The organism is Enterobacter hormaechei ATCC 49162, from assembly GCF_001875655.1.
GTDB classification, from domain to species: domain Bacteria; phylum Pseudomonadota; class Gammaproteobacteria; order Enterobacterales; family Enterobacteriaceae; genus Enterobacter; species Enterobacter hormaechei.
The window spans coordinates 1,047,045-1,069,617 of the sequence record NZ_MKEQ01000001.1 but is presented as its reverse complement, the minus strand read 5'-3'; the positions used below and the strand labels follow the sequence as shown (position 1 = coordinate 1,069,617).

20 protein-coding genes are annotated in these 22,573 nt (G+C 56.0%); 15 read left to right on the top strand and 5 right to left on the bottom strand.

Annotated features, from left to right (window positions below):
* The first annotated feature begins 111 nt into the window (after positions 1 to 111).
* Positions 112 to 1,545, top strand: coding sequence for a PTS glucose transporter subunit IIBC (gene ptsG, locus BH712_RS05420; RefSeq protein WP_006809245.1), 1,434 nt, complete (start codon positions 112 to 114; stop codon positions 1,543 to 1,545).
* A 141-nt stretch (positions 1,546 to 1,686) separates the two neighbouring features.
* On the opposite strand, the gene fhuE is transcribed toward ptsG, so the two are convergent.
* Positions 1,687 to 3,876: a ferric-rhodotorulic acid/ferric-coprogen receptor FhuE gene (fhuE, locus tag BH712_RS05415; RefSeq protein WP_032673537.1), complete on the bottom strand. Its 2,190-nt coding sequence runs from the start codon at positions 3,874 to 3,876 to the stop codon at positions 1,687 to 1,689.
* A gap of 353 nt (positions 3,877 to 4,229) precedes the next feature.
* On the opposite strand from fhuE, the gene hinT reads away from it, so the two are divergent.
* The 8 genes from hinT to BH712_RS05375 all read left to right on the top strand — a co-directional run bounded on the left by hinT (position 4,230) and on the right by BH712_RS05375 (position 10,315).
* The gene (gene hinT, locus BH712_RS05410; protein WP_006809243.1) at positions 4,230 to 4,589 is read left to right on the top strand and encodes a purine nucleoside phosphoramidase; all 360 of its coding nucleotides are present in this window, start codon (positions 4,230 to 4,232) and stop codon (positions 4,587 to 4,589) included.
* 1 nt (position 4,590) lies between these two features.
* Positions 4,591 to 4,965 carry a YcfL family putative periplasmic lipoprotein gene (locus BH712_RS05405; protein ID WP_006809242.1) on the top strand — a complete coding sequence of 125 codons (375 nt, stop codon included), beginning with the start codon at positions 4,591 to 4,593 and terminating at the stop codon, positions 4,963 to 4,965.
* 13 nt (positions 4,966 to 4,978) lie between these two features.
* The gene (lpoB, locus tag BH712_RS05400; protein ID WP_085929697.1) at positions 4,979 to 5,623 is read left to right on the top strand and encodes a penicillin-binding protein activator LpoB; all 645 of its coding nucleotides are present in this window, start codon (positions 4,979 to 4,981) and stop codon (positions 5,621 to 5,623) included.
* A complete protein-coding gene (gene thiK / locus BH712_RS05395) occupies positions 5,604 to 6,428 on the top strand; it encodes a thiamine kinase (protein ID WP_006809241.1) in 825 nt (274 codons plus the stop codon). Before lpoB ends, thiK begins: the two co-directional genes overlap by 20 nt.
* Positions 6,429 to 6,439: 11 nt before the next feature.
* On the top strand, positions 6,440 to 7,465 hold the full coding sequence (gene nagZ, locus BH712_RS05390; RefSeq protein ID WP_032673536.1) for a beta-N-acetylhexosaminidase: 1,026 nt from the start codon (positions 6,440 to 6,442) through the stop codon (positions 7,463 to 7,465).
* Between the two features lie 31 nt (positions 7,466 to 7,496).
* The gene (gene ycfP / locus BH712_RS05385; RefSeq protein WP_006809239.1) at positions 7,497 to 8,039 is read left to right on the top strand and encodes an alpha/beta hydrolase YcfP; all 543 of its coding nucleotides are present in this window, start codon (positions 7,497 to 7,499) and stop codon (positions 8,037 to 8,039) included.
* A gap of 236 nt (positions 8,040 to 8,275) precedes the next feature.
* Complete coding sequence (locus tag BH712_RS05380; protein WP_032673535.1) at positions 8,276 to 9,580, top strand: NAD(P)/FAD-dependent oxidoreductase; 1,305 nt, start codon at positions 8,276 to 8,278, stop codon at positions 9,578 to 9,580.
* Positions 9,581 to 9,775: 195 nt separating this feature from the next.
* The gene (locus BH712_RS05375; protein WP_006809237.1) at positions 9,776 to 10,315 is read left to right on the top strand and encodes a glycine zipper 2TM domain-containing protein; all 540 of its coding nucleotides are present in this window, start codon (positions 9,776 to 9,778) and stop codon (positions 10,313 to 10,315) included.
* Between the two features lie 59 nt (positions 10,316 to 10,374).
* Here the strand turns inward: BH712_RS05375 and comR are convergent, their stop codons facing one another.
* A complete protein-coding gene (gene comR, locus BH712_RS05370) occupies positions 10,375 to 11,010 on the bottom strand; it encodes a TetR family copper-responsive transcriptional repressor ComR (RefSeq protein WP_006809236.1) in 636 nt (211 codons plus the stop codon).
* 245 nt (positions 11,011 to 11,255) lie between these two features.
* On the opposite strand from comR, the gene bhsA reads away from it, so the two are divergent.
* Positions 11,256 to 11,513 carry a multiple stress resistance protein BhsA gene (gene bhsA, locus BH712_RS05365; protein ID WP_006809234.1) on the top strand — a complete coding sequence of 86 codons (258 nt, stop codon included), beginning with the start codon at positions 11,256 to 11,258 and terminating at the stop codon, positions 11,511 to 11,513.
* 77 nt (positions 11,514 to 11,590) lie between these two features.
* Here the strand turns inward: bhsA and ldtC are convergent, their stop codons facing one another.
* The 3 genes from ldtC to BH712_RS05350 form a co-directional block, all read right to left on the bottom strand.
* Positions 11,591 to 12,556: a L,D-transpeptidase LdtC gene (gene ldtC / locus BH712_RS05360; protein ID WP_032673534.1), complete on the bottom strand. Its 966-nt coding sequence runs from the start codon at positions 12,554 to 12,556 to the stop codon at positions 11,591 to 11,593.
* Between the two features lie 143 nt (positions 12,557 to 12,699).
* Complete coding sequence (gene mfd / locus BH712_RS05355; RefSeq protein WP_006809232.1) at positions 12,700 to 16,146, bottom strand: transcription-repair coupling factor; 3,447 nt, start codon at positions 16,144 to 16,146, stop codon at positions 12,700 to 12,702.
* A 145-nt stretch (positions 16,147 to 16,291) separates the two neighbouring features.
* Positions 16,292 to 17,365, bottom strand: a complete 1,074-nt coding sequence (locus BH712_RS05350) for an acyltransferase family protein (RefSeq protein WP_006809231.1) — start codon at positions 17,363 to 17,365, stop codon at positions 16,292 to 16,294.
* Between the two features lie 256 nt (positions 17,366 to 17,621).
* On the opposite strand from BH712_RS05350, the gene lolC reads away from it, so the two are divergent.
* The 5 genes from lolC to cobB are packed head-to-tail and all read left to right on the top strand — an operon-like array spanning position 17,622 to position 22,561.
* Positions 17,622 to 18,821 (top strand): lipoprotein-releasing ABC transporter permease subunit LolC, encoded by a 1,200-nt coding sequence (gene lolC / locus BH712_RS05345; RefSeq protein WP_006809230.1) that lies wholly within the window; start codon positions 17,622 to 17,624, stop codon positions 18,819 to 18,821.
* Positions 18,814 to 19,515, top strand: a complete 702-nt coding sequence (gene lolD, locus BH712_RS05340; RefSeq protein ID WP_006809229.1) for a lipoprotein-releasing ABC transporter ATP-binding protein LolD — start codon at positions 18,814 to 18,816, stop codon at positions 19,513 to 19,515. Before lolC ends, lolD begins: the two co-directional genes overlap by 8 nt.
* Positions 19,515 to 20,759, top strand: a complete 1,245-nt coding sequence (gene lolE, locus BH712_RS05335; protein ID WP_032673533.1) for a lipoprotein-releasing ABC transporter permease subunit LolE — start codon at positions 19,515 to 19,517, stop codon at positions 20,757 to 20,759. Before lolD ends, lolE begins: the two co-directional genes overlap by 1 nt.
* A 54-nt stretch (positions 20,760 to 20,813) precedes the next feature.
* Positions 20,814 to 21,725, top strand: a complete 912-nt coding sequence (gene nagK, locus BH712_RS05330) for an N-acetylglucosamine kinase (RefSeq protein ID WP_006809227.1) — start codon at positions 20,814 to 20,816, stop codon at positions 21,723 to 21,725.
* A gap of 14 nt (positions 21,726 to 21,739) precedes the next feature.
* Entirely contained in the window at positions 21,740 to 22,561 is an 822-nt protein-coding gene (gene cobB, locus BH712_RS05325) for a Sir2 family NAD+-dependent deacetylase (protein ID WP_006809226.1), read from the top strand.
* Positions 22,562 to 22,573 lie beyond the last annotated feature (12 nt).

Genomic DNA, 22,573 nt, shown 5'->3' with positions numbered 1-22,573 from the left:
CTGTGTAATAAATAAAGGGCGCTTAGATGTCCTGTCCACGGCGCGGTACTCCCCCCGGGCCAATGCGTGAAAGCGTAAAAAAAGCACAAATACTCAGGAGCACTCTCAATTATGTTTAAGAATGCATTTGCTAACCTGCAAAAGGTCGGTAAATCGCTGATGCTGCCAGTATCCGTACTGCCTATCGCAGGTATCCTGCTGGGTGTCGGTTCTGCAAACTTCAGCTGGCTGCCAGCCGTAGTTTCCCACGTGATGGCCGAAGCAGGCGGTTCTGTTTTTGCTAACATGCCGCTGATCTTCGCTATCGGTGTTGCTCTGGGCTTCACCAATAACGACGGTGTATCCGCTCTGGCGTCCGTTGTTGCTTACGGCATCATGGTGAAAACCATGGCTGTGGTTGCGCCACTGGTACTGCATTTACCTGCTGAAGAGATTGCCGCTAAGCACCTGGCGGACACCGGTGTTCTCGGTGGTATTATCTCCGGTGCGATTGCAGCGTACATGTTTAACCGCTTTTATCGCATCAAGCTGCCTGAGTATCTGGGCTTCTTCGCGGGTAAACGTTTTGTGCCGATCATTTCTGGTCTGGCCGCGATTTTCACCGGTGTAGTCCTGTCCTTCATCTGGCCACCAATCGGTACGGCAATCCAGACCTTCTCTCAGTGGGCAGCTTACCAGAACCCGGTTGTGGCGTTCGGTATCTACGGCTTCATTGAGCGCTGCCTGGTACCATTTGGTCTGCACCACATCTGGAACGTTCCATTCCAGATGCAGATTGGTGAATACACCAACGCAGCAGGTCAGGTGTTCCACGGTGATATTCCTCGCTACATGGCAGGCGACCCAACGGCAGGTAAACTGTCTGGTGGCTTCCTGTTCAAAATGTACGGTCTGCCAGCCGCTGCAATTGCTATCTGGCACTCTGCTAAACCAGAGAACCGTGCAAAAGTGGGCGGTATCATGATCTCCGCAGCGCTGACCTCGTTCCTGACCGGTATCACCGAGCCGATCGAGTTCTCCTTCATGTTCGTTGCGCCGATCCTGTACATCATCCACGCGGTACTGGCAGGTCTGGCATTCCCAATCTGTATTCTGCTGGGTATGCGTGACGGTACGTCCTTCTCTCACGGCCTGATCGACTTTATCGTTCTGTCCGGTAACAGCAGCAAGCTGTGGCTGTTCCCAATCGTGGGTGCGGGCTACGCAGTGGTGTACTACACCGTCTTCCGCGTGCTGATCAAAGCACTGGACCTGAAAACTCCAGGTCGTGAAGATGCAACTGAAGACAGCAAAGCCGGTGTGACCAGCGAAATGGCACCTGCTCTGGTCGCTGCCTTCGGCGGTAAAGAAAACATCACTAACCTGGACGCGTGTATCACTCGTCTGCGTGTGAGCGTTGCCGACGTGGCGAAAGTAGACCAGCCGGGTCTGAAAAAACTGGGCGCAGCGGGCGTCGTTGTTGCAGGTTCTGGTGTTCAGGCAATCTTCGGAACCAAATCCGATAACCTGAAAACCGAAATGGATGAGTACATCCGCAACAACTAAGCTGTGACCTGGGGAGACTAAGGCAGCCGAATGGCTGCCTTTTTTATTACTGCGGTTTGTGGTGCCGGGTGGCGGCTGCGCCTTACCCGCCCTACGTGATGGGTAGGCCCGGTAAGCGCAGCGCCACCGGGCTTCTGTCACTCAGAAATCGTAGCTTGCGCTCACCGAGACGTTCAGCGGCGCGCCATACACCACATAAGATCCGACGTAGTCGTAATACTCTTTGTCGAACAGGTTGTTGACGTTAGCCTGAACAGCAAAGTCTTTGGTGACCTGATAACGGCTGAACAGGTTCACCAGCCCATAGCTGCCTTGCTCTGCGCGGGAGCGTCCTGCCGGGCCGCCTTCCACGTCCGTCCACACTTTGTTTTGCCAGTTGACGCCACCGCCCACGGTCAGTTCCGGCAGCATTGGCAATTGATAACGGGTGAACAGCTTCATGGTCGTACGCGGCTGATCGGAGCTGACGGCGTTGCCATTCTTATCTTCTGCAATGTAACGCGTCGCGCCGAAGGTCAGTTGCCAGTTATCGGTAAGCGCACCGTTTAGCTCAAACTCAACCCCTTTGCTGACCACGCCGTCCAGCGATTCATAGATCGACTCACCGCTCGGCATGTAGGTATAGGTGTTGCTGGCGACGTTATCCTGCTCAATGCGGAAAATTGCCAGCGAGGTAGTGAGGCGGGTATTAAACCAGTCTGCCTTCACCCCGGCTTCGTAGCTTTTGCCCGTGGTCGGGTCGAGATAACGTCCGCTGGCATCGCGCTTATCCTGCGGCTGGAAGATGGAGGTATAGCTGACGTAGGTCGACCAGTCCTCATTGATGTCATACACCAGGCCTGCGTACGGCGTGACGTCATCTTTAGTGCTTTCCAGACGGGTATTCGGCGATCCTGCCGGGTTATAGCGAATGTTGTATTGGGTGTAGCGCGCGCCCAGGATCAGGTGCAGCGGATCGGCCAGCGAGAAACGCGCAGAGGAATAGGCTGAAGACTGACGAATATCATCCTTGCTGTAGAGTTTCCACAGCGTCCACTGCGGATCGGCAATGTTCCCGCTCCAGTTCTTAAAGTTGCCGACATCAACCATGCCGTATACCGCATCCGGCATGGAGTTGTCGTAATGGTTACGCTGACGGCTGAAGCTGCCGCCGAACATCATTTCGTGCTGACGGCCAAAAAGATCGAAGCCGCCGCGCAGGAAGGCGTCAACCGCATCCTGTTTACGTTCCCCGCGGTTCCAGCCGCCATAACCCACCAGACCCGCGCCGGTCTCTTTATCCGGGTAGCCGGACATATACATCAGTTTGGAGTCGAAGTTGGTTTCAGCATGCATGCCGTTGATGTGCGCTTCCCAGCCATTATCGAAACGCTGAGTCAGGTTTGCGAAGATGCGGGTGCTGTCTTTATCTGAATAAGCCCAGTCAGGTGCGACGGTCTGGCTGCGATTGTAGTGGGTCTTACTTCCGTCGCTGTACCAGGTCGGCAGTCCGCCCCATGTCGGGTCGGCGGTATGGCTTTCCTGATACTCATACCCTACCGAGAGGGTCGTGCTGTCGGTGACATCCGCGTCCATCACGCCGTAGAGGAATTTCTTCCGGTAGTGGTAGTTATCCACGAAGCTGTCGTTGTCCTGATAACCGGTGATCAGACGGCCCCGTACCTTACCTGACTCTACCAGCGGCGCCTGGAGATCCAGCACGTAGCGCTGCTTGTCCCAGCTGCCGTAGCTGGCGGAGACGTTACCTTTAAATTCCGGGCTGTCCGCATGCTTACGCACCATATTAACGTATGCCGCCGGGTTGCCCGTGCCGGACATCAGGCCGGTGGCACCGCGGACCACTTCAATACGGTCATAAATCGCGGTATCGGCGGCGGTATCACCAAAGTTCCACACTTCACTGATAGACGTCGGCAGGTCGTCGTAGGCGTAGTTGCTGACGAAAAACCCACGTGAGTAGAACACGGTACGGTCGCTGTCCTGCACCTGCGCCGTAATGCCCGTGGTGTTCGTCAGCACCTGTCCGATGGATTGCAGATTCTGGTCAGCCATACGCTGCTGGCTGATAACGCTGACGGACTGCGGAATATCGCGAGGGACCAGCAGCAGTTTAGTGCCGGTGGTGGTGGTTTTTACGCTGTAATCCTGATCCTGGCTGGCAGACAGATCCTGTGTGTTGTCAAAACCGCCATCAACGACAACGGTATCTTCGGTTGTAGAGGCAGCGAAAGCGGTGGTTGGCGTCAATGCCATAGCAATGCAGGCGGCCAGCAACGAAGGTGTTGCGGCAGGCTGACGTTGCCCATCCCTGGTGTGATTAATGAAAGACATCATCAAACCCTTAGTGAATGGTGAAGGTAGTTCGCGACAGTCCCGATAGCACGGGCTGACGTCGTTTTCTATGTTAAAAATGCGCATGAAAATGCAAATGCGAAATATACGCATTGTGATTACCGCTGTAAACAGATGTTTCGGGATGAACTGAAATCAGGTTTCAGAAAAGAAATGTCCTAAAGCGATGCCTCTTCAGCCAGATGGGGGCCAATCAGGAAAGAAATCACGGGAGAAGGTTGAAAGGACAGGAGAAACTCGCTCATACTCTTGTCTTGTGTCACACAGTAAAACAGTCAATGTGTGTTAACAACGGACGCACGACGCCAGATTAAACTTAAAAGGAAAAGGTCATGGCTGAAGAAACGATTTTCAGTAAAATTATCCGCCGCGAAATTCCGTCGGATATTGTCTATCAGGATGAACTGGTCACGGCTTTCCGCGACATTTCTCCCCAGGCGCCGACGCACATCCTTATTATTCCCAATATTCTGATCCCGACCGTCAATGACGTTAAAACCGAGCATGAAGTGGCGCTAGGCCGTATGCTTACGGTGGCCGCGAAAATCGCCGAGCAGGAAGGGATTGCTGAAGACGGATACCGTCTGATCATGAACTGTAATCGCCATGGCGGGCAGGAAGTCTATCATATTCATATGCATCTGCTGGGTGGACGTCCACTGGGACCGATGCTGGCACATAAAGGTCTTTAATATGTTTATTGGGCGTATTGCAGCGCTGATCGTAACGCTGGTCATGGTTGGGTGCAGCGCGCGTCCCGCCATCCCGGTCAGTGAGGAACAGACGCTGGTGATGGAGTCCTCAGTACTTGCTGCGGGCATCACGGCGGAGAAGCCTTCGCTGACCATAAGCGAAATTCAGTCTTCTGCCTCCTCTACGCTCTATAACGAAAGGCAAGAGCCAGTGACGGTGCATTATCGCTTCTACTGGTATGACGTGAGAGGTCTTGAGATGCACCCGCTTGAGGCGCCGCGCAGCGTGACGATCCCGGCAAGATCGTCGGTTACGCTTTACGGCAGCGCCAGCTATCTGGGTGCACATAAGGTGAGACTTTATCTTTATTTGTAAGGAGTGAACCTTGATTAAAACAATGAGCCGTTATGCGCTCCTGAGTGCCTTTGCACTCTTTCTGGCGGGTTGTGTGACGCGAACGGAAGAACCTGCACCGGTGGATCAGGCGAAGCCGGGAACGGAACAGCCAACAACCCCAGCGCAACCTGTTCCAACCGTGCCGTCTGTACCGACCATCCCGGCACAGCCTGGTCCGATCGAACATCCGGACGACACCGCACAGCCTGCGCCGCGAGTACGTCACTATGACTGGAACGGCGCAATGCAGCCGATGGTAGGCAAAATGTTGCAGGCGCAGGGCGTTACGCCTGGCAGCGTGTTGCTGGTGGACAGCGTGAACAACCGTACAAACGGTTCCCTGAATGCGGGAGAAGCGACGGAAACCCTGCGTAACGCGCTGGCGAATAACGGTAAATTTACGCTGGTCTCAGCCCAGCAGCTCGCGGTGGCTAAGCAGCAGCTTGGCCTGTCGCCTCAGGACAGCCTGGGTTCGCGCAGTAAAGCGATCGGTATTGCCCGCAACGTTGGCGCGCAGTATGTCCTTTATTCTAACGCGACAGGCAACGTGAACACGCCGTCGTTGCAGATGCAGTTAATGCTGGTGCAGACCGGCGAAATTATCTGGTCAGGTAAAGGTGCCGTTACGCAACAATAAGCGCACGCGTGATGATGTCCTGACGCGCTATTTCCCTCAGTACCGTGTTATCGCGCCGCAAGCCCCCGCCGGGCTTGGCGGCGCGAGTTGCATTATTGAGCGTGGCGACCATCGGCTGGTTTTACGTCAGCATCACGATGCCGCCGCGCCTGCCTCCCATTTTCGTCGCCAGTTCCGCGCCCTGAAGCGCCTGCCCGCCGACCTTGCACCGCAACCGCATCTTTTTATCAGAGACTGGATGGCGGTGCAGTTTATTGCGGGTGAGATCAAAAGCGAGCTTCCCGATACGCCCACGCTGGCAGCCATGCTGTATCATCTGCATCGCCAGCCGCGTCTGGGCTGGCGGGTAATGTTGCTCCCCTTGCTGGAACGCTACTGGCAGCAGGCTGCGCCTGAACGACGTACGCCTTACTGGCTGGCGCAGCTTAAGCGGCTGCGCAGAGCGGGCGAGCCGCAGGCGTTACGCCTGGCGCCGCTGCATATGGATGTCCACGCGGGGAATATCGTTCATACCACGGCGGGCGAGAAACTTATCGACTGGGAGTATGTCGGGGACGGTGACGTGGCGCTCGAACTCGCTGCGGTCTGGATGCCTGATGAGGCCTCGCGCGAGCAGCTTGTGATCGCCTATGCCCGGAATGCCAACATCAATGCGCTCACCCTTGCGCGGCAGGTCGCGCGGTGGCGTCCGTGGGTGCTGATGCTGATGGCGGGATGGTTTGAAATGCGCCTTCAGCAGACACGTGACAAACAATTTATTGCGCTGGCAAATGATGCCTGGCGTCAGTTACAAACGAAAGGATAAGAGAGGTTGGTGTGGGTCCAGTAATGTTGGATGTTGAAGGGTTTGAGCTGGATGCGGAAGAGCGCGAAATTCTGGCGCACCCGCTGGTCGGGGGGCTGATTCTTTTCACCCGCAATTATCATGATCCGGAGCAGTTACGTGAGCTGGTTCGCCAGATCCGCGCGGCGTCACGCAATCACCTGGTGGTGGCCGTGGACCAGGAAGGGGGACGCGTGCAGCGTTTCCGCGAAGGGTTTACCCGTTTACCCGCCGCGCAATCTTTTGCTGCGCTGCTGGGGACCGAAGAGGGCGGCCAACTGGCGCAGGACGCTGGCTGGCTGATGGCCAGCGAGATGATCGCCATGGATATCGACATCAGCTTCGCCCCGGTGCTGGACGTAGGACACATTAGCGCGGCAATTGGTGAGCGTTCGTATCATGAGGATCCGCGTATCGCGCTGGCCATGGCGACGCGCTTCATCGACGGTATGCACGATGCGGGCATGAAAACCACCGGCAAACATTTCCCGGGCCACGGGGCGGTAACGGCGGATTCCCATAAAGAAACCCCACATGACCCGCGCCCGGAAGCCGACATTCGCGCGAAAGACATGTCTGTTTTCCGCTCGCTGATTTCCGATAACAAGCTGGATGCCATCATGCCAGCTCACGTCATTTACAGTGAGGTCGATCCGCGTCCGGCCAGCGGTTCTCCGCACTGGCTGAAAACCGTGCTGCGTCAGGAGTTAGGCTTCAATGGCGTGATATTCTCTGACGATTTATCCATGGAAGGGGCGGCGATCATGGGCAGCTATGCTGAACGTGGGCAGGCATCTTTGGATGCGGGTTGCGATATGATCCTCGTCTGCAATAATCGTAAAGGGGCGGTGAGCGTGCTGGATAACCTGTCGCCGATCAATGCTGAACGTGTTACACAATTGTATCATAAAGGTTCATTTAGTCGTCAGGAGCTGATGGACTCGGCGCGCTGGAAAACAGTAAACGCCCGGCTTGAAGCCCTGAACGAGCGCTGGCAGGCACATAAAGCAGCCCTTTAATTCATCCCGGAAGGCGTAGCGTGGTGAGACGATGATCATCTATTTACACGGTTTTGACTCAAACAGTCCTGGTAATCATGAGAAAGTGCTGCAATTGCAGTTTATCGATCCGGATGTCCGGCTGATCAGTTACAGCACACGTCATCCGAAGCATGACATGCAACATCTGCTGAAAGAAGTGGACAAAATGTTGCAGCTCAATATCGACGATCGCCCGCTAATCTGCGGCGTGGGGTTGGGGGGATACTGGGCAGAGCGTATCGGTTTTTTATGCGATATCCGTCAGGTCATTTTTAACCCTAACCTGTTTCCAAACGAAAACATGGAAGGCAAGATTGACCGTCCGGAAGAGTACGCCGATATCGCAACCAAATGCGTGAGCAATTTCCGTGAAAAGAACCGCGACCGGTGTCTGGTGATCCTCTCCCGCAACGATGAGGCGCTAAACAGCTCCCGCGCCGCCGAGCTTCTGCATCATTACTACGAAATTGTCTGGGACGAAGAGCAGACCCACAAATTCAAAAACATTTCGCCGCATTTGCAGCGCATTAAAGCCTTCAAAACGCTGGGCTGACCTCCCTGAACCTGACAAAGGCCCGGTACGTGAAAGCGTACCGGGCCTCTTTTTTGTCAGAGTTGTCTACTTTTAAACCATCAAAACTTGATACATATCAATTTTGGTATGACCAATGCGCCTGACGTGCTATTCTCAATGAATCTGAATGGTTTCAGCGCAGTAACCTGTTGTTAATTAAGGGTTATTTATATAACTTTTAATTAACAATTGGTTAATAATTTGAGGGGGTCACGTTGACTACGCCATTGAAAAAGATAGTGATTGTCGGCGGTGGTGCTGGCGGACTGGAGCTGGCGACACAGCTGGGTAAGAAGCTGGGGCGCGGTAAGAAAGCCAAAATTACGCTGGTGGATCGTAACCACAGCCATCTGTGGAAGCCGCTGCTGCACGAAGTGGCGACCGGGTCGCTGGATGAGGGTGTGGATGCGCTGAGCTATCTGGCGCATGCGCGTAACCACCATTTCCAGTTCCAGCTGGGTTCGGTGGTGGACATCAACCGTGAAAACAAAACCATCACGCTGGCTGAGCTGCGCGATGATAAAGGCGAGCTGCTGGTTCCTGAGCGCAAGCTGGCCTATGACACGCTGGTGATGGCCCTGGGCAGCACCTCTAACGACTTCAACACCCCAGGCGTAAAAGAGCACTGCATCTTCCTGGACAACCCGCATCAGGCGCGTCGTTTCCATCAGGAGATGCTTAACCTGTTCCTGAAGTACACCAATAATATGGGTGCCAACGGCAAGGTTAACATTGCTATCGTGGGTGGCGGCGCAACGGGCGTTGAGTTATCGGCAGAGTTGCATAACGCGGTGAAACAGCTGCACAGCTATGGCTACAAAGGGCTGACTAACGAAGCGTTGAATGTGACGCTGGTGGAAGCGGGTGTACGCATTCTGCCTGCGCTGCCGCCGCGTATTTCCGGTGCGGCGCACAACGAGCTGACCAAACTGGGCGTGCGCGTACTGACCCAGACCATGGTGACCAGTGCGGATGAGGGCGGCCTGCATACCAAAGACGGCGAATACATCCAGGCCGACCTGATGGTCTGGGCCGCGGGGATCAAAGCGCCTGATTTCATGAAAGATATCGGTGGGCTGGAGACGAACCGCATTAACCAGCTGGTGACAGAGCCGACGCTGCAAACGACGCGCGATCCTGAAATCTTTGCCATCGGCGACTGTGCCTCCTGCGCACGTCCGGAAGGCGGGTTTGTACCGCCTCGCGCTCAGGCCGCACACCAGATGGCAAGCCTCGTGCTGCATAACATCCTGGCGCAGATGAAAGGCAAGCCGATGAAAGCCTATGTCTACAAAGATCATGGCTCTCTGGTGTCGCTTTCAAACTTCTCCACCGTGGGCAGCCTGATGGGCAACCTGATGCGCGGCTCCATGATGGTGGAAGGGCGCATCGCCCGCTTCGTGTACATTTCTCTGTATCGTATGCACCAGATTGCGCTGCACGGCTACTTCAAAACCGGCCTGATGATGCTGGTCGGCCGCATCAACCGCGTGATCCGCCCACGCCTGAAGCTGCACTAATTTCTCTCTCCCTCCGGGCTCTCCGGAGGGAATTTTCAGCACATCATGCTGTTCATCTCGCTCCAGACCCCTTAAGAGTTCTCCTAAACAGACGCTATCCCAGCTCATCGCCCCGGTTTTTGATCCTTTATCTTATTGGCGAAGCGTTTACTGCGCGGCAAAATTGCTACCAATTGCAACAAAGGAGGAAGTCCCGTGAATAAATCAATGTTGGCGGGTATAGGGATTGGCGTCGCTGCTGCGTTAGGTGTGGCTGCCGTTGCCAGTCTGAACGTACTTGATCGTGGCCCGCAGTATGCGCAGGTGGTTTCCGCTACACCGATCAAAGAGACGGTCAAGACGCCTCGTCAGGAGTGCCGTAATGTTTCTGTCACCCATCGTCGTCCGGTTCAGGATGAAAACCGTATCGCTGGCTCCGTGCTGGGTGCGGTTGCAGGTGGGGTGATTGGTCATCAGTTTGGTGGTGGCCGTGGTAAGGATGTTGCGACCGTTGTCGGTGCGCTGGGTGGCGGTTATGCCGGTAACCAGGTGCAGGGCGCGATGCAGGAAAATGATACCTACACCACAACGCAGCAACGGTGTAAAACCGTGTATGACAAGTCTGAAAAAATGCTGGGTTACGACGTAACCTACAAAATCGGCGATCAGCAGGGGAAAATCCGCATGGATAAAGATCCGGGCACGCAGATCCCTCTCGACGGTAATGGTCAGCTGATACTGAATAACAAAGTGTAAAAAAGATGTTCTCTGAACTTAGCTCCTCATGCGCTCAGGCTGAGGAGCTTTTTTTTGCGTCAGAGTTTAAGCAGTTCAGGCCACAGGCGCAGCGTGGTTTGCGTAATTCCCTGCAATTTTTCCAGCGTTGCCCCTTCACGGGCACTGATGGACATCCCCTGTAAAATACAGCTCAGATACCGGGCAAGCTCCTGCGGACGGCAATGCGCCGGGATTTCGCCGCGCTGCTGACGCTGAGCCAGAAACGTGCTGAGCGTCTCCTCCTGCATCGCATGCCGGGATTTAACCGTATTGGCTATCTCCTTAGACGATGCCGCAAGGGTGGCGGAGGTGTTGATCATAAAACAGCCCGCAGGCGTGTCTTTACTGGTATAGCAGGATGCGATTGCCGTGAAATAATCCTGCAATGCCTGCTCAACGGATTTTTCTTCGCAGAACAGCTGGGCTTCATGTTTTGCCGCGAAGCGCGAGATGTATCTGTCCAGAACGGCCCGGAATAAGCCTTCTTTGTTGGTGAACTCTGCGTACAGGGTAGGGGCTTTCGCGCCCGTCGCTTCCACCAGATCGGAAAGCGACGTGGCTTCATACCCATGCTGCCAGAAGAGCGTCATGGCCTTATCGAGCGCCGCATCCCTGTCGAACACTTTTGGTCGGCCACGGCTTTTCTTTGCGCAACGCGTGACATCGGTTGTCATGTGCCGTTGGTCCTCTGTTGTTTTGTTGAATAATCATTATAAAAATAAACGCCTGCGACGACCAGCGGTGATTTCTGAAAAATAATTTAATTTTATCTTTATGAAATATAAGGCAAATGAAATTAATTTAACGGTCGTTATAAAAAGGAGTTGACGTGTGACCTGGATCACATCTATCATTTACCTATCGATCGTTAACTAAATAACTAACGACCACTACATCATCTGCCTAAAGGTACAAAATCATGAAAAACGTTAAAACCCTCATCGCTGCCGCTGTTCTGAGTTCACTCTCTTTCGCAAGTTTCGCTGCTGTTGAAGTGCAATCTACTCCAGCAGACCAGCAAAAAGTCGGTACCATTTCTGCCACAGCCGGGACTAACCTGGGCTCACTGGAAGATCAGCTGGCGCAAAAAGCTGACGAAATGGGTGCGAAATCATTCCGCATCACCTCTGTGACCGGTCCTAATACCCTGCACGGTACCGCAGTTATCTACAAATAAGCGTAACGCAACCCTCCGTTATGCCACTGCAATAAAAAACGCCCTGCATTAGCAGGGCGTTTGTCGTTCTAACCGTTCTACATTGATTGCTGAACAACCTCATGATGCCGCGTGACATCGGTTGGCATACCCGAGCGCGCTTCCATCGCCCGCTCCATTACCGCGCCATCGGTGTTGGCGTTCGTTTTAAAGCTCACCATCGACGCATTCAGGTTAATCGGCAGCGTCTGCGGATCGTCATTGATATTTTTCGACAGAGGCTGGTGGATCTCAACCAGACGGACGCCCCCCGGCTCTTCAGACACTTTAATCGGGGTATTGATGATATTTACTTTTGTGCCAGGAGAGATCACGCGGTAGAGCGTTTTGATGTCGTCATCACGCAGGCGAATACAGCCGGAACTGACGCGCATCCCGATCCCGAAATCCGCATTCGTGCCGTGCAGAAGATAAACCCCACCGTAGGCCGCCAGGCGGATCGCATGGTGCCCCATCGGGTTATCCGGGCCAGCGGGCACCACGGCAGGCAGATCGATACCTTGTGCTTTATAACGGGCGCGAATGTTTGCCGTCGGGGTCCAGGTGGGATTGGCGCGCTTATCAGAGACGGTGGTGACCATGGTAGGCGTGAGCGTATCGCCCCCCAGCTGACCAATACCGATAGGGTAGACGGTCACTTCATTCTTGCCCGGTGGGTAGTAATACAGACGCAGCTCGGCGAGGTTAATTACAATGCCCTGACGTGGCGCGTCCGGCAGGATGGTTTGCAGCGGAATCGTCAGTACGCTGCCCGCCCGGGGTACATACGGATCAACGCCCGGATTGGCCTGCAACAGTGCCAAGAACCCGACGTTATATTTTTTGGCAATCGCTTCCAGCGAACCGCCATCGTTTTCAACCACGTGAAAGCGGTTTTCACCTACGACGTTGCTGCCGGCAGGCGGAAGAGGCCAGGTATTGGCGCGAGCAGGGAGCGCGACGGCAACCGTCGCGGCCAGCGCAAACAGAGTCAGCCAGCGGGTAAAACGCGAAGAGGTCATCATTATCATAATCCATGCAAATGATAAGGTTATTGTTTTATAAGGTGTTAATGATAATTATGGCGAATGTATAGTCGGGAAGTTCGGGCGAAGTGCAAAGAGTTTGTAAATTGTCCCCCACCAGCCGGGCGCTGATGGGGGATCCGTTATGCGATAGCGTTCTCTTCCATCTGGCGCATAAAGTTACGCACCCAGTCCATGCGGGTTTTACGCTCCGTCAGATCCTGGGTAAATTTCAGCCGCGTCGGGCCATCAAGACGGAAATGCTGCGGCTGTTTTTGCAGCAGGCCAATCAGCCACATCGGATCGACATGGTTCTTCTCGGCAAACTCAATCACGCCGCCTTTCTCATTGCCTTCAAGCTTGCGGATCCCCAGCTTCTGCGCCTGCTGACGCAGCCGGGCAATATCCAGCAGGTTGCGCGCCGCATCGGGCAATATGCCGAAACGGTCGATCAGCTCGACTTTGATCTCCTCCAGCTCGCCTTCGCTTTTCGCGCTGGCAATGCGCTTGTAGAACGACAGACGAGTATTCACGTCAGGAATAAAATCATCCGGCAGCAGGGAAGGCATGCGCAGCTCCACTTCGGTCTGCTGGCTGGTGAGATCTTCCAGAGACGGTTCACGTCCGGCTTTAAGCGCGTCGACGGCATTTTCCAGCAGCTCCATATACAGGGAGAAACCGATGGTCTCCATGGAGCCGCTCTGGTCTTCACCCAGCAGCTCACCGGCGCCGCGGATCTCCAGGTCGTGGGTCGCCAGTGCAAAGCCAGCACCCAGATCTTCCAGCGAGGCGATAGCTTCCAGACGCTTTTGCGCGTCGGTGGTCATCGCCTTCGGATGCGGCGTCAGCAGCCAGGCGTAGGCCTGATGGTGTGAACGCCCGACGCGCCCGCGCAGCTGGTGCAGCTGGGCCAGGCCGAAGTGATCCGCGCGTTCGATAATAATCGTGTTCGCGGTCGGGATATCAATGCCGGTTTCAATGATGGTGGTACACACCAGCACGTTGAAACGCTGGTGGTGGAAATCATTCATCACCCGCTCCAGCTCGCGCTCGCGCATCTGCCCGTGACCAATGGCGATGCGCGCTTCCGGCACCAGCTCTGCCAGCCGGTCAGCGGCTTTCTGAATGTTTTCAACGTCGTTATACAGATAATACACCTGGCCGCCGCGCAGCACTTCGCGCAGGATCGCCTCGCGCACCACCAGGTTGTCGTACTCGCGAACAAAGGTTTTCACCGCCAGACGGCGCGCCGGAGGTGTGGCAATAATCGACAGATCGCGCATGCCGCTCATTGCCATATTCAGGGTGCGCGGGATCGGCGTGGCGGTCAGGGTCAGAATGTCGACGTCAGCGCGCATCGCTTTGATGCGCTCCTTGTGGCGCACCCCGAAGCGGTGCTCCTCGTCGACAATCAGCAGCCCCAGATCTTTCCACTTCACGTCGCTTTGCAGCAGCTTGTGAGTGCCGATCAGAATATCAATTTTGCCTTCGCTTGCCTGTTCCAGGATCTGCGTCTGCTCTTTGGCGCTGCGAAAACGCGACAGCATCTCGATGCGCACCGGCCAGTTGGCGAAGCGGTCGCGGAAGTTGTCGAAGTGCTGCTGGGCGAGGAGGGTAGTCGGCACCAGCACCGCCACCTGCTTGTTGTTTTCCACCGCAAGGAAGGCGGCGCGCATCGCCACTTCGGTTTTGCCGAAGCCAACGTCACCGCAGACTAAGCGATCCATCGCCAGCGGCTGGCACATGTCGCTCAGTACGGCATTGATGGCCTGGGCCTGATCCGGCGTGGTTTCAAACGGGAAGCTGTCACAGAACAGCTGATACTGTTCTTTATCGTGCTTAAACGCATAGCCCTCTTTGGCCGCGCGCTGGGCGTAAATATCCAGCAGCTCGGCCGCCACGTCGCGCACTTTCTCCGCCGCTTTCTGCCGCGCGCGCGCCCAGGCATCGCCGCCCAGCTTATGCAGCGGCGCGTTGTCTTCCGCGCCCCCGGCGTAACGGCTGATCAGATGCAGGGACGACACCGGCACGTACAGTTTGGCGTCGTTGGCGTAGGTCAGCATCAGGTATTCACCTTTGATACCGCCTGCTTCGAGGGTGGTCATACCCTGATAGCGACCCACGCCGTGTTCAAGGTGAACGATCGGCTGACCGGGGTGCAGTTCGGCCAGGTTGCGGATCAGGGTGTCCGGGTTGATGGTGCGACGGCTGTCCTGACGACGGCGCGCGACACGCTCGCCCAGCAGATCGCTTTCACAAATCAATGCCAGGTTATTGAGCGTATCAATGAATCCGTGCTCGGCGGCGCCGATCATCAGGTAACGGCCGTTTCCGGTGGCTTCGCTCAGACGAAGAATGCGTTTAGGCGCGACTTTAATCCGTCCCAGCAGTTCGCCCAGCGCTTCACGGCGGCCTTCACTCTCAACGGAGAACACCACCGGTCCGGTAAAGGACTCAAGGAATTTACGCAGATTATCCAGCGGGGATTTCTGCTGCGCCTGAACAGCCAGGTCCGGCAACGTCCGGAACGCGAGATTGGTGTTCGCCGCCTTATCGGCAAGCGAATCGGTTTTTAGCTGCATACGCGGCCAGCGTTTCAGCTCGGCGTTAAGCTCGTCGGTACGTAGCCACAGCATTTCCGGCGGCAGCAGCGGACGCATCGGGTCAACGCCCCGGTTTTCAAAGCGGGCGCGCGTTTCGCTTTCAAAACGGCTGGCGCTGGCATCGATATCCCCGGTATTCACAATCAGCGTATTCGCCGGGAAGTAGCTGAACAGCGCCGGCAGCGGTTCGTTAAAGAACAGGGGCTGCCAGTATTCGATCCCGGCCGGAAGGGTGCCTTTGCTGACCTGCTGGTAGATATGTTCGGCATCGCGCTTCACGTCGAACCTGTCGCGCCACTGGCTGCGGAACAGTTCGATGGCGGTTTTATCCGTCGGAAACTCATGGGCGGGGAGCAGGTTAATGGAATCCACTTCCTCCAGCGTGCGCTGGGTGTCGGCGTCGAACACGCGCAGGCTGTCGATCTCATCATCGAAGAAATCCAGACGATACGGTCGGTCGCTGCCCATCGGATAGAGATCCAGCAGCGCACCGCGCGTCGCGTATTCGCCGTGCTCCATCACCTGGTCGACATGCCGATAACCGGCTCCGTCCAGCTGCACGCGCAGGGCATCGCGCGACAGGCGCTGGCCTTTTTTCATCACCAGCGCATGGCCGTGCAGATAGCTGTGGGGGCAGACGCGCTGCATCAGGGTATTCACCGGCACAATCAGCACACCGCGCTGCATGGTGGGGAGCTGATACAGTGTCGACAGGCGCGAGGAGATAATCTCCTGGTGCGGAGAGAAACTGTCGTAGGGAAGCGTTTCCCAGTCGGCCAGGCTGAATACCAGACTGTCGGTGAACTGACGAATTTCGTCGTGCAGGCGCAGGGCGTTTTGCATGTCCGGGGCAACCAGCACCACCGGGCCAGGATGCCGCTCGGCAATTTCTGCCACCAGCGTGGCGCAGGCCGCGCCCGTGAGTTCGCCCAGCTGGCGCTGGTCGCCCGCTTTGACAGGCAAGGAGTAACGATAGTGTTCAGGCATGGCTATGTCAGAGTCTCTTGGGGATATACCAACAGTATTGGGGCATATCACTGATACGCAATGTCTTTATTATCCTCGATCGTTTTACATAAGCAAATCGTAACCGCACAAGAGGGAAAGTGCCCCCGGATGGGGGCAGCGAAGATTAACGGGTAGCGGTCTGTGGCGTAAGGCGCGCGGGAGGAGAGAAGAAAAGATCGCCAAAGAGGGCGGTCGACAGCTTACGTGCCCCCAGCCCAACCAGCGTACAGACGAGCAGGCTGATAAACGGATAGACCAGAATCAGCGTTAATTCTGCCCAGACCGGCCAGTACGCCGCATTCATTTCGCGAATCAGCAGCAGGCTAAACGCCTCAATTAAAATGCGGTGAGTGGTATAAATCGCGATGGTGTTTGAACCGATGACGTTCAGCAGGTTATTGGGATGAACGGCATAACGCTGCTCGAAGCTGTAAAAGAGTCTCATGATGACCACGATCGACAGCAGCGAGAGCGGCAGAGGGACGTTAGCGAACCACAACACCACCGACACCGCGCCAGAGGCAATAAGTACCAGCCAGCTGTGGCGCAGATCCATCCCTTTCATCCACGCCATCAACTGCGCACCGTACCATGCGCCGAGGCTGTAGTAGATCATGTTGCGCACCACGCTGTTCATTCCCCACCACGGTAACGGCAGGAAGTTAATGGCGATGCTTGCCAGCGCCAGAAGTCCCAGCATCGGCAGTTTCCAGCGGCTCAGCAGTTTACAGAGCGTAAAGTAGACCACTAACGCGTACAAATACCACAGGCTGGTGCTGGCCGTGAGCATCCCCAGCACAAACCCTGAAACGGAATCGGCGTAGGCCGCATTGGATGATGTCGCCAGTTCTCGCTCGGGGGCGAGCCAGGCATTGAGATGGGTCAGTGCCTGCCATTGCAGGACGCCCCACAGGGCCAGTACCCAGACAATGCTCCAGATCCGCTTGTCGAGACTGGTGCGCCAGTTCACCTCGTCAATATATCGACGGATCAAATAGCCGGAGATAAAGAAAAACACCGGCATACGGAACGGGGCGAGGTAAAGATTAAAGTAGACCCAGCATTTGGCGAGCAGGCCCGATAACGGATGCTGTAGCCCGTCCAGGTGAGGATAAAAGGTGATCACCGAGTGGTAAATCACCACCAGGCAGATGCATAGACCTTTTATCTGGTTAATCCATAATGCTTTTTGTTTCATTGTGCGTGACGACCTTGTTGCCATAAACGAAAGGTCGATTGTTGTAAAATGAAACTCCGATGTAACGGGTAACAGTCTGTATCAGGACGATTTTCGGAAAAGGTGGAGGCTGTCTGGCGGAAGTTCGGTCAGTAGCATGATGATTTATCTGAATTTTTCGGAAAAATGATTACCGAATCTTACGGTTTCAGTCATTTACGCTTAACGGATTCGCTTATATACTCGTGGGTCTGCTATCAGCAAACAGACGGATTTCATGTATCAACCTGTCGCACTCTTCATAGGCTTACGTTACATGCGTGGGCGCGCCGCGGACCGCTTCGGTCGCTTTGTCTCCTGGCTTTCGACTATTGGCATTACGCTTGGCGTGATGGCTCTGGTGACGGTACTTTCCGTCATGAACGGCTTCGAGCGCGAGCTGCAAAACAATATCCTGGGGCTGATGCCGCAGGCCGTTCTCTCTTCCACTCACGGTTCCGTTAACCCGCAACAGCTGCCGGAAAGCGCGGTGAAGTTACAGGGTGTCACGCGCGTTGCGCCGCTCACAACGGGCGATGTAGTGCTGCAAAGCGCCCGCAGCGTGGCGGTTGGCGTGATGCTGGGGATTGACCCGGCGCAAAAAGACCCGCTGACGCCGTTTCTGGTTAACGTGAAGCAAACCGACCTCGAAGCGGGTAAATACAACGTTATCCTCGGCGAGCAGCTTGCCGGGCAGCTTGGGGTTAACCGTGGCGATCAGCTGCGCGTAATGGTGCCCTCGGCCAGCCAGTTTACGCCAATGGGGCGTCTGCCAAGCCAGCGCCTGTTCAATGTAATTGGCACGTTTGCGGCGAACAGCGAAGTCGATGGTTACCAGATGCTGGTGAACATTCAGGACGCCTCGCGTCTGATGCGCTACCCGGCGGGGAACATTACCGGCTGGCGTCTGTGGCTGGATGCGCCGCTGAAGGTGGATACCCTTAGCCAGCAGACGTTACCGGAAGGGACGAAATGGCAGGACTGGCGCGACCGGAAAGGCGAGCTGTTCCAGGCCGTGCGCATGGAGAAAAACATGATGGGGCTGCTGCTAAGCCTGATCGTGGCCGTTGCCGCATTTAACATCATCACCTCGCTGGGGCTGATGGTGATGGAGAAGCAAGGCGAAGTCGCCATTCTGCAAACCCAGGGGCTGACCCCGCGCCAGATCATGGCGGTCTTTATGGTTCAGGGTGCCAGCGCTGGCATCATCGGCGCGCTGCTCGGCGCGGCGCTGGGTGCGCTGCTCGCCAGCCAGCTCAATAATCTTATGCCGATCATCGGCGCGCTGCTTGATGGCGCGGCGCTGCCGGTGGCTATCGAGCCGCTCCAGGTGGTCGGCATTGCGCTGGCCGCGATGGCCATTGCGCTGCTTTCTACGCTTTATCCTTCCTGGCGGGCTGCCGCCACTCAACCCGCTGAGGCTTTACGTTATGAATAAGATCCTGTTGCAGTGCGACAACCTGTCCAAACGCTATCAGGAAGGCACTGTGCAGACCGACGTGTTGCACAATGTGAGTTTTAGCGTGGGTGAAGGCGAGATGATGGCGATTGTCGGCAGCTCCGGCTCCGGTAAAAGTACGCTGCTGCACCTGCTTGGCGGGCTGGACACGCCAACCGAAGGCGATGTGATCTTCTCCGGGCAGCCGCTGAGTAAAATGTCGTCTACGGCGAAAGCCGAGCTGCGTAACCGTGAGCTGGGCTTTATCTATCAGTTCCACCATCTGCTGCCGGACTTCACGGCGCTGGAAAACGTGGCGATGCCGCTGATGATTGGTAAAAAGAAGCCCGCGGAAATTAATGCCCGCGCCAGCGACATGCTGAAAGCGGTAGGGCTGGGTCATCGCGGGAATCACCGTCCGTCTGAGCTTTCCGGCGGTGAGCGTCAGCGTGTGGCGATCGCCCGTGCGTTAGTCAACAACCCGCGTCTGGTGCTGGCGGATGAACCGACAGGTAACCTCGATGCGCGTAACGCAGACAGCATTTTCCAGCTGCTCGGCGAACTGAATGCCGCGCAGGGGACGGCGTTCCTGGTGGTTACCCACGATTTGCAACTGGCTAAACGGATGGGACGTCAGCTGGAAATGCGCGACGGTCGTCTGAATGCAGAACTGACGCTGATGGGAGCGGAGTAATGGCTTCACCGTTATCGTTACTCATCGGGTTACGCTTTAGCCGCGGTCGTCGCCGGAGTGGGATGGTATCCCTTATCTCCGTGATCTCCACCATCGGGATCGCCCTGGGCGTGGCGGTGTTGATCGTGGGCTTAAGCGCCATGAACGGCTTTGAGCGTGAACTGAATAACCGCATTCTGGCCGTTGTCCCCCACGGCGAAATCGAGCCGGTTAATCAGCCGTGGTCTAACTGGCGTGATGCCCTAAATAAAGTGGAAAAGGTGCCCGGCATTGCGGCGGCTGCACCGTACATCAACTTTACCGGGCTGGTGGAGAGCGGGGTAAACCTGCGCGCCATTCAGGTGAAAGGGGTAAATCCTCGACAGGAGGAGCGTCTGAGCGCGCTGCCGCGCTATGTGCAAAATGGCGCATGGGCCAACTTTAAGGCTGGCGAGCAGCAGATCATCATGGGCAAAGGCGTTGCCGATGCGCTGAAGGTGAAGCAGGGCGACTGGGTCTCGATCATGATCCCGAATGCCAGCGCTGACCACAAATTGCAGCAGCCTAAGCGCGTGCGTCTGCACGTCACCGGTATTTTGCAGCTGAGCGGCCAGCTTGATCACAGCTTCGCGATGGTGCCGCTGGAAGATGCGCGCCAGTATCTGGATATGAGCGACAGCGTGACGGGCATTGCCATCAAGGTTAACGACGTCTTCAACGCCAATAAACTGGTGCGTGACGCGGGCAGTGTGACCAATAACTACGTCTACATCAAAAGCTGGATCGGCACTTACGGGTATATGTACCGTGATATCCAGATGATCCGCGCGATTATGTATCTGGCGATGGTGCTGGTGATTGGCGTGGCGTGCTTTAATATCGTCTCGACGCTGGTGATGGCCGTTAAGGATAAGAGCGGCGACATTGCCGTGCTACGTACCTTAGGGGCGAAAGACGGGCTTATTCGCGCCATCTTCGTCTGGTACGGTTTGCTGGCGGGGCTGTTTGGCAGCCTTTGCGGCGTGGCGATCGGCGTGGTGGTCTCCCTTAAGCTGACGCCGATTATCAACGGGATTGAAGCGCTTATCGGCCATCAGTTCCTGTCGGGTGATATCTATTTTATTGACTTCCTGCCGTCTGAACTGCACTGGCTGGACGTTATTTATGTGCTGGTTACAGCACTTTTACTGAGTCTGCTGGCAAGCTGGTATCCGGCGCGTCGCGCAAGCCGAATTGATCCGGCGAGGGTATTAAGTGGCCAGTAATTTCGTCATGGTTTAGCGGTCTTTTGGCCGCTGAATCAAACAGAGGAATGCATCATGTATTACGGATTTGATATTGGCGGCACCAAGATTGCGCTCGGCGTGTTCGATAAAGACCTTAAGCTACAATGGGAAACCCGCGTTCCTACGCCGCGCGAAAGCTACGATCAATTTTTAACCGCCATTGCCGCGCTGGTGGCGCAAGCGGATGAACGGTTTGGCGTCAAAGGCAGCGTTGGCATTGGTATTCCGGGTATGCCCGAAACCGACGACGGTACGCTGTATGCCGCCAACGTGCCTGCCGCCAGCGGCAAACCGCTGCGCGCCGATCTCTCTGCTCTCCTTGAGCGCGACGTGCGCTTAGACAACGATGCCAACTGCTTTGCCCTTTCCGAAGCCTGGGACGACGAGTTTCGTCGCTATCCGCTGGTAATGGGGCTGATCCTCGGGACGGGAGTGGGTGGCGGGATTGTCATTAACGGCAAGCCCATTACCGGGCGCAGCTACATTACCGGCGAATTTGGTCATATCCGTCTGCCGGTGGATGCGCTGGATGTCGTCGGACGTGATTTCCCGCTAACCCGCTGCGGCTGCGGCCAGCACGGCTGCATCGAGAACTATCTCTCAGGCCGCGGGTTTGCATGGCTTTATGAACACTTCTATCATCAGAAACGTGAGGCCCCTGAGATCATAACCTTGTGGGAACAAGGGGATGCGCAGGCGCGAGAGCATGTTGAGCGCTATCTCGATCTGCTGGCGGTGTGTCTGGGGAATATCCTGACCATCGTCGATCCGGATCTTCTGGTGATAGGGGGAGGGCTGTCAAACTTTACCGCGATTACGGAACAGTTGTCCGGGCGTCTGCCCCGACATTTATTGCCGGTCGCCCGCGTGCCGCGCATTGAGCGTGCGCGACACGGGGACGCAGGAGGCATGCGCGGAGCCGCATTCCTTCATCTCACCGATTAGTTTACGAGGTTATTATGCTGTCGCGTCGCCAGGGTCGACTCAGCCGTTTTCGCAAAAATAAACGCCGCTTACGTGAACGCCTGCGTCAGCGGATCTTTTTCAGAGACAGGATGATGCCAGAAGCGATGGATAAACCCAGAGTGGTGGTGTTGACCGGGGCGGGGATCTCCGCCGAATCCGGTATTCAGACCTTCCGCGCAGCGGACGGACTGTGGGAAGAACACCGGGTTGAAGATGTGGCGACGCCGGAAGGTTTCGCCCGCGACCCGGCGCTGGTGCAGGCGTTCTATAACGCCCGCCGTCGCCAGCTTCAGCAGCCGGAGATCGCGCCGAATGCGGCGCACCTGGCGCTGGCAAAGCTGGAAGAGGCGCTGGGAGATCGTTTTCTGCTGGTGACGCAGAACATCGATAATCTTCACGAAAGGGCCGGGAACCACAACATCATTCACATGCACGGCGAACTGCTCAAAGTGCGGTGCGCATGGAGTGGTCAGGTACTGGACTGGAAAGAGGACGTGCTGGACGAAGACCGCTGCCACTGCTGTCAGTTCCCTTCGCGTCTGCGTCCGCATGTGGTCTGGTTTGGCGAAATGCCGCTGGGAATGGATGAGATCTACAGTGCCCTGGCCATGGCGGACGTCTTTATCGCCATCGGTACTTCGGGACATGTCTATCCAGCGGCGGGATTTGTTCATGAAGCGCGACTGCAAGGTGCCCATACGGTGGAACTCAATCTGGAGCCAAGCCAGGTCGGGAGCGAGTTTGAAGAGAAGCATTACGGTCTGGCTAGCGAGGTGGTGCCAGCCTTTGTGGATAAACTCCTGAAGGGGCTGTAAGAGTAACGGGCG

Bases quoted from the DNA above. Each gene is read 5' to 3' on its own strand.
- BH712_RS05405 (WP_006809242.1), top strand. From the start codon at position 4,591: ATGTTTATTGGGCGTATTGCAGCGCTGATCGTAACGCTGGTCATGGTT.
- BH712_RS05350 (WP_006809231.1), bottom strand. From the start codon at position 17,365: ATGAAACAAAAAGCATTATGGATTAACCAGATAAAAGGTCTATGCATC.
- lolD (WP_006809229.1), top strand. From the start codon at position 18,814: ATGAATAAGATCCTGTTGCAGTGCGACAACCTGTCCAAACGCTATCAG.
- lolC (WP_006809230.1), top strand. From the start codon at position 17,622: ATGTATCAACCTGTCGCACTCTTCATAGGCTTACGTTACATGCGTGGG.
- ycfP (WP_006809239.1), top strand. From the start codon at position 7,497: ATGATCATCTATTTACACGGTTTTGACTCAAACAGTCCTGGTAATCAT.
- comR (WP_006809236.1), bottom strand. From the start codon at position 11,010: ATGACAACCGATGTCACGCGTTGCGCAAAGAAAAGCCGTGGCCGACCA.
- fhuE (WP_032673537.1), bottom strand. From the start codon at position 3,876: ATGTCTTTCATTAATCACACCAGGGATGGGCAACGTCAGCCTGCCGCA.
- nagK (WP_006809227.1), top strand. From the start codon at position 20,814: ATGTATTACGGATTTGATATTGGCGGCACCAAGATTGCGCTCGGCGTG.
- ptsG (WP_006809245.1), top strand. From the start codon at position 112: ATGTTTAAGAATGCATTTGCTAACCTGCAAAAGGTCGGTAAATCGCTG.
- bhsA (WP_006809234.1), top strand. From the start codon at position 11,256: ATGAAAAACGTTAAAACCCTCATCGCTGCCGCTGTTCTGAGTTCACTC.
- hinT (WP_006809243.1), top strand. From the start codon at position 4,230: ATGGCTGAAGAAACGATTTTCAGTAAAATTATCCGCCGCGAAATTCCG.
- ldtC (WP_032673534.1), bottom strand. From the start codon at position 12,556: ATGATGACCTCTTCGCGTTTTACCCGCTGGCTGACTCTGTTTGCGCTG.
- lolE (WP_032673533.1), top strand. From the start codon at position 19,515: ATGGCTTCACCGTTATCGTTACTCATCGGGTTACGCTTTAGCCGCGGT.
- mfd (WP_006809232.1), bottom strand. From the start codon at position 16,146: ATGCCTGAACACTATCGTTACTCCTTGCCTGTCAAAGCGGGCGACCAG.
- cobB (WP_006809226.1), top strand. From the start codon at position 21,740: ATGCTGTCGCGTCGCCAGGGTCGACTCAGCCGTTTTCGCAAAAATAAA.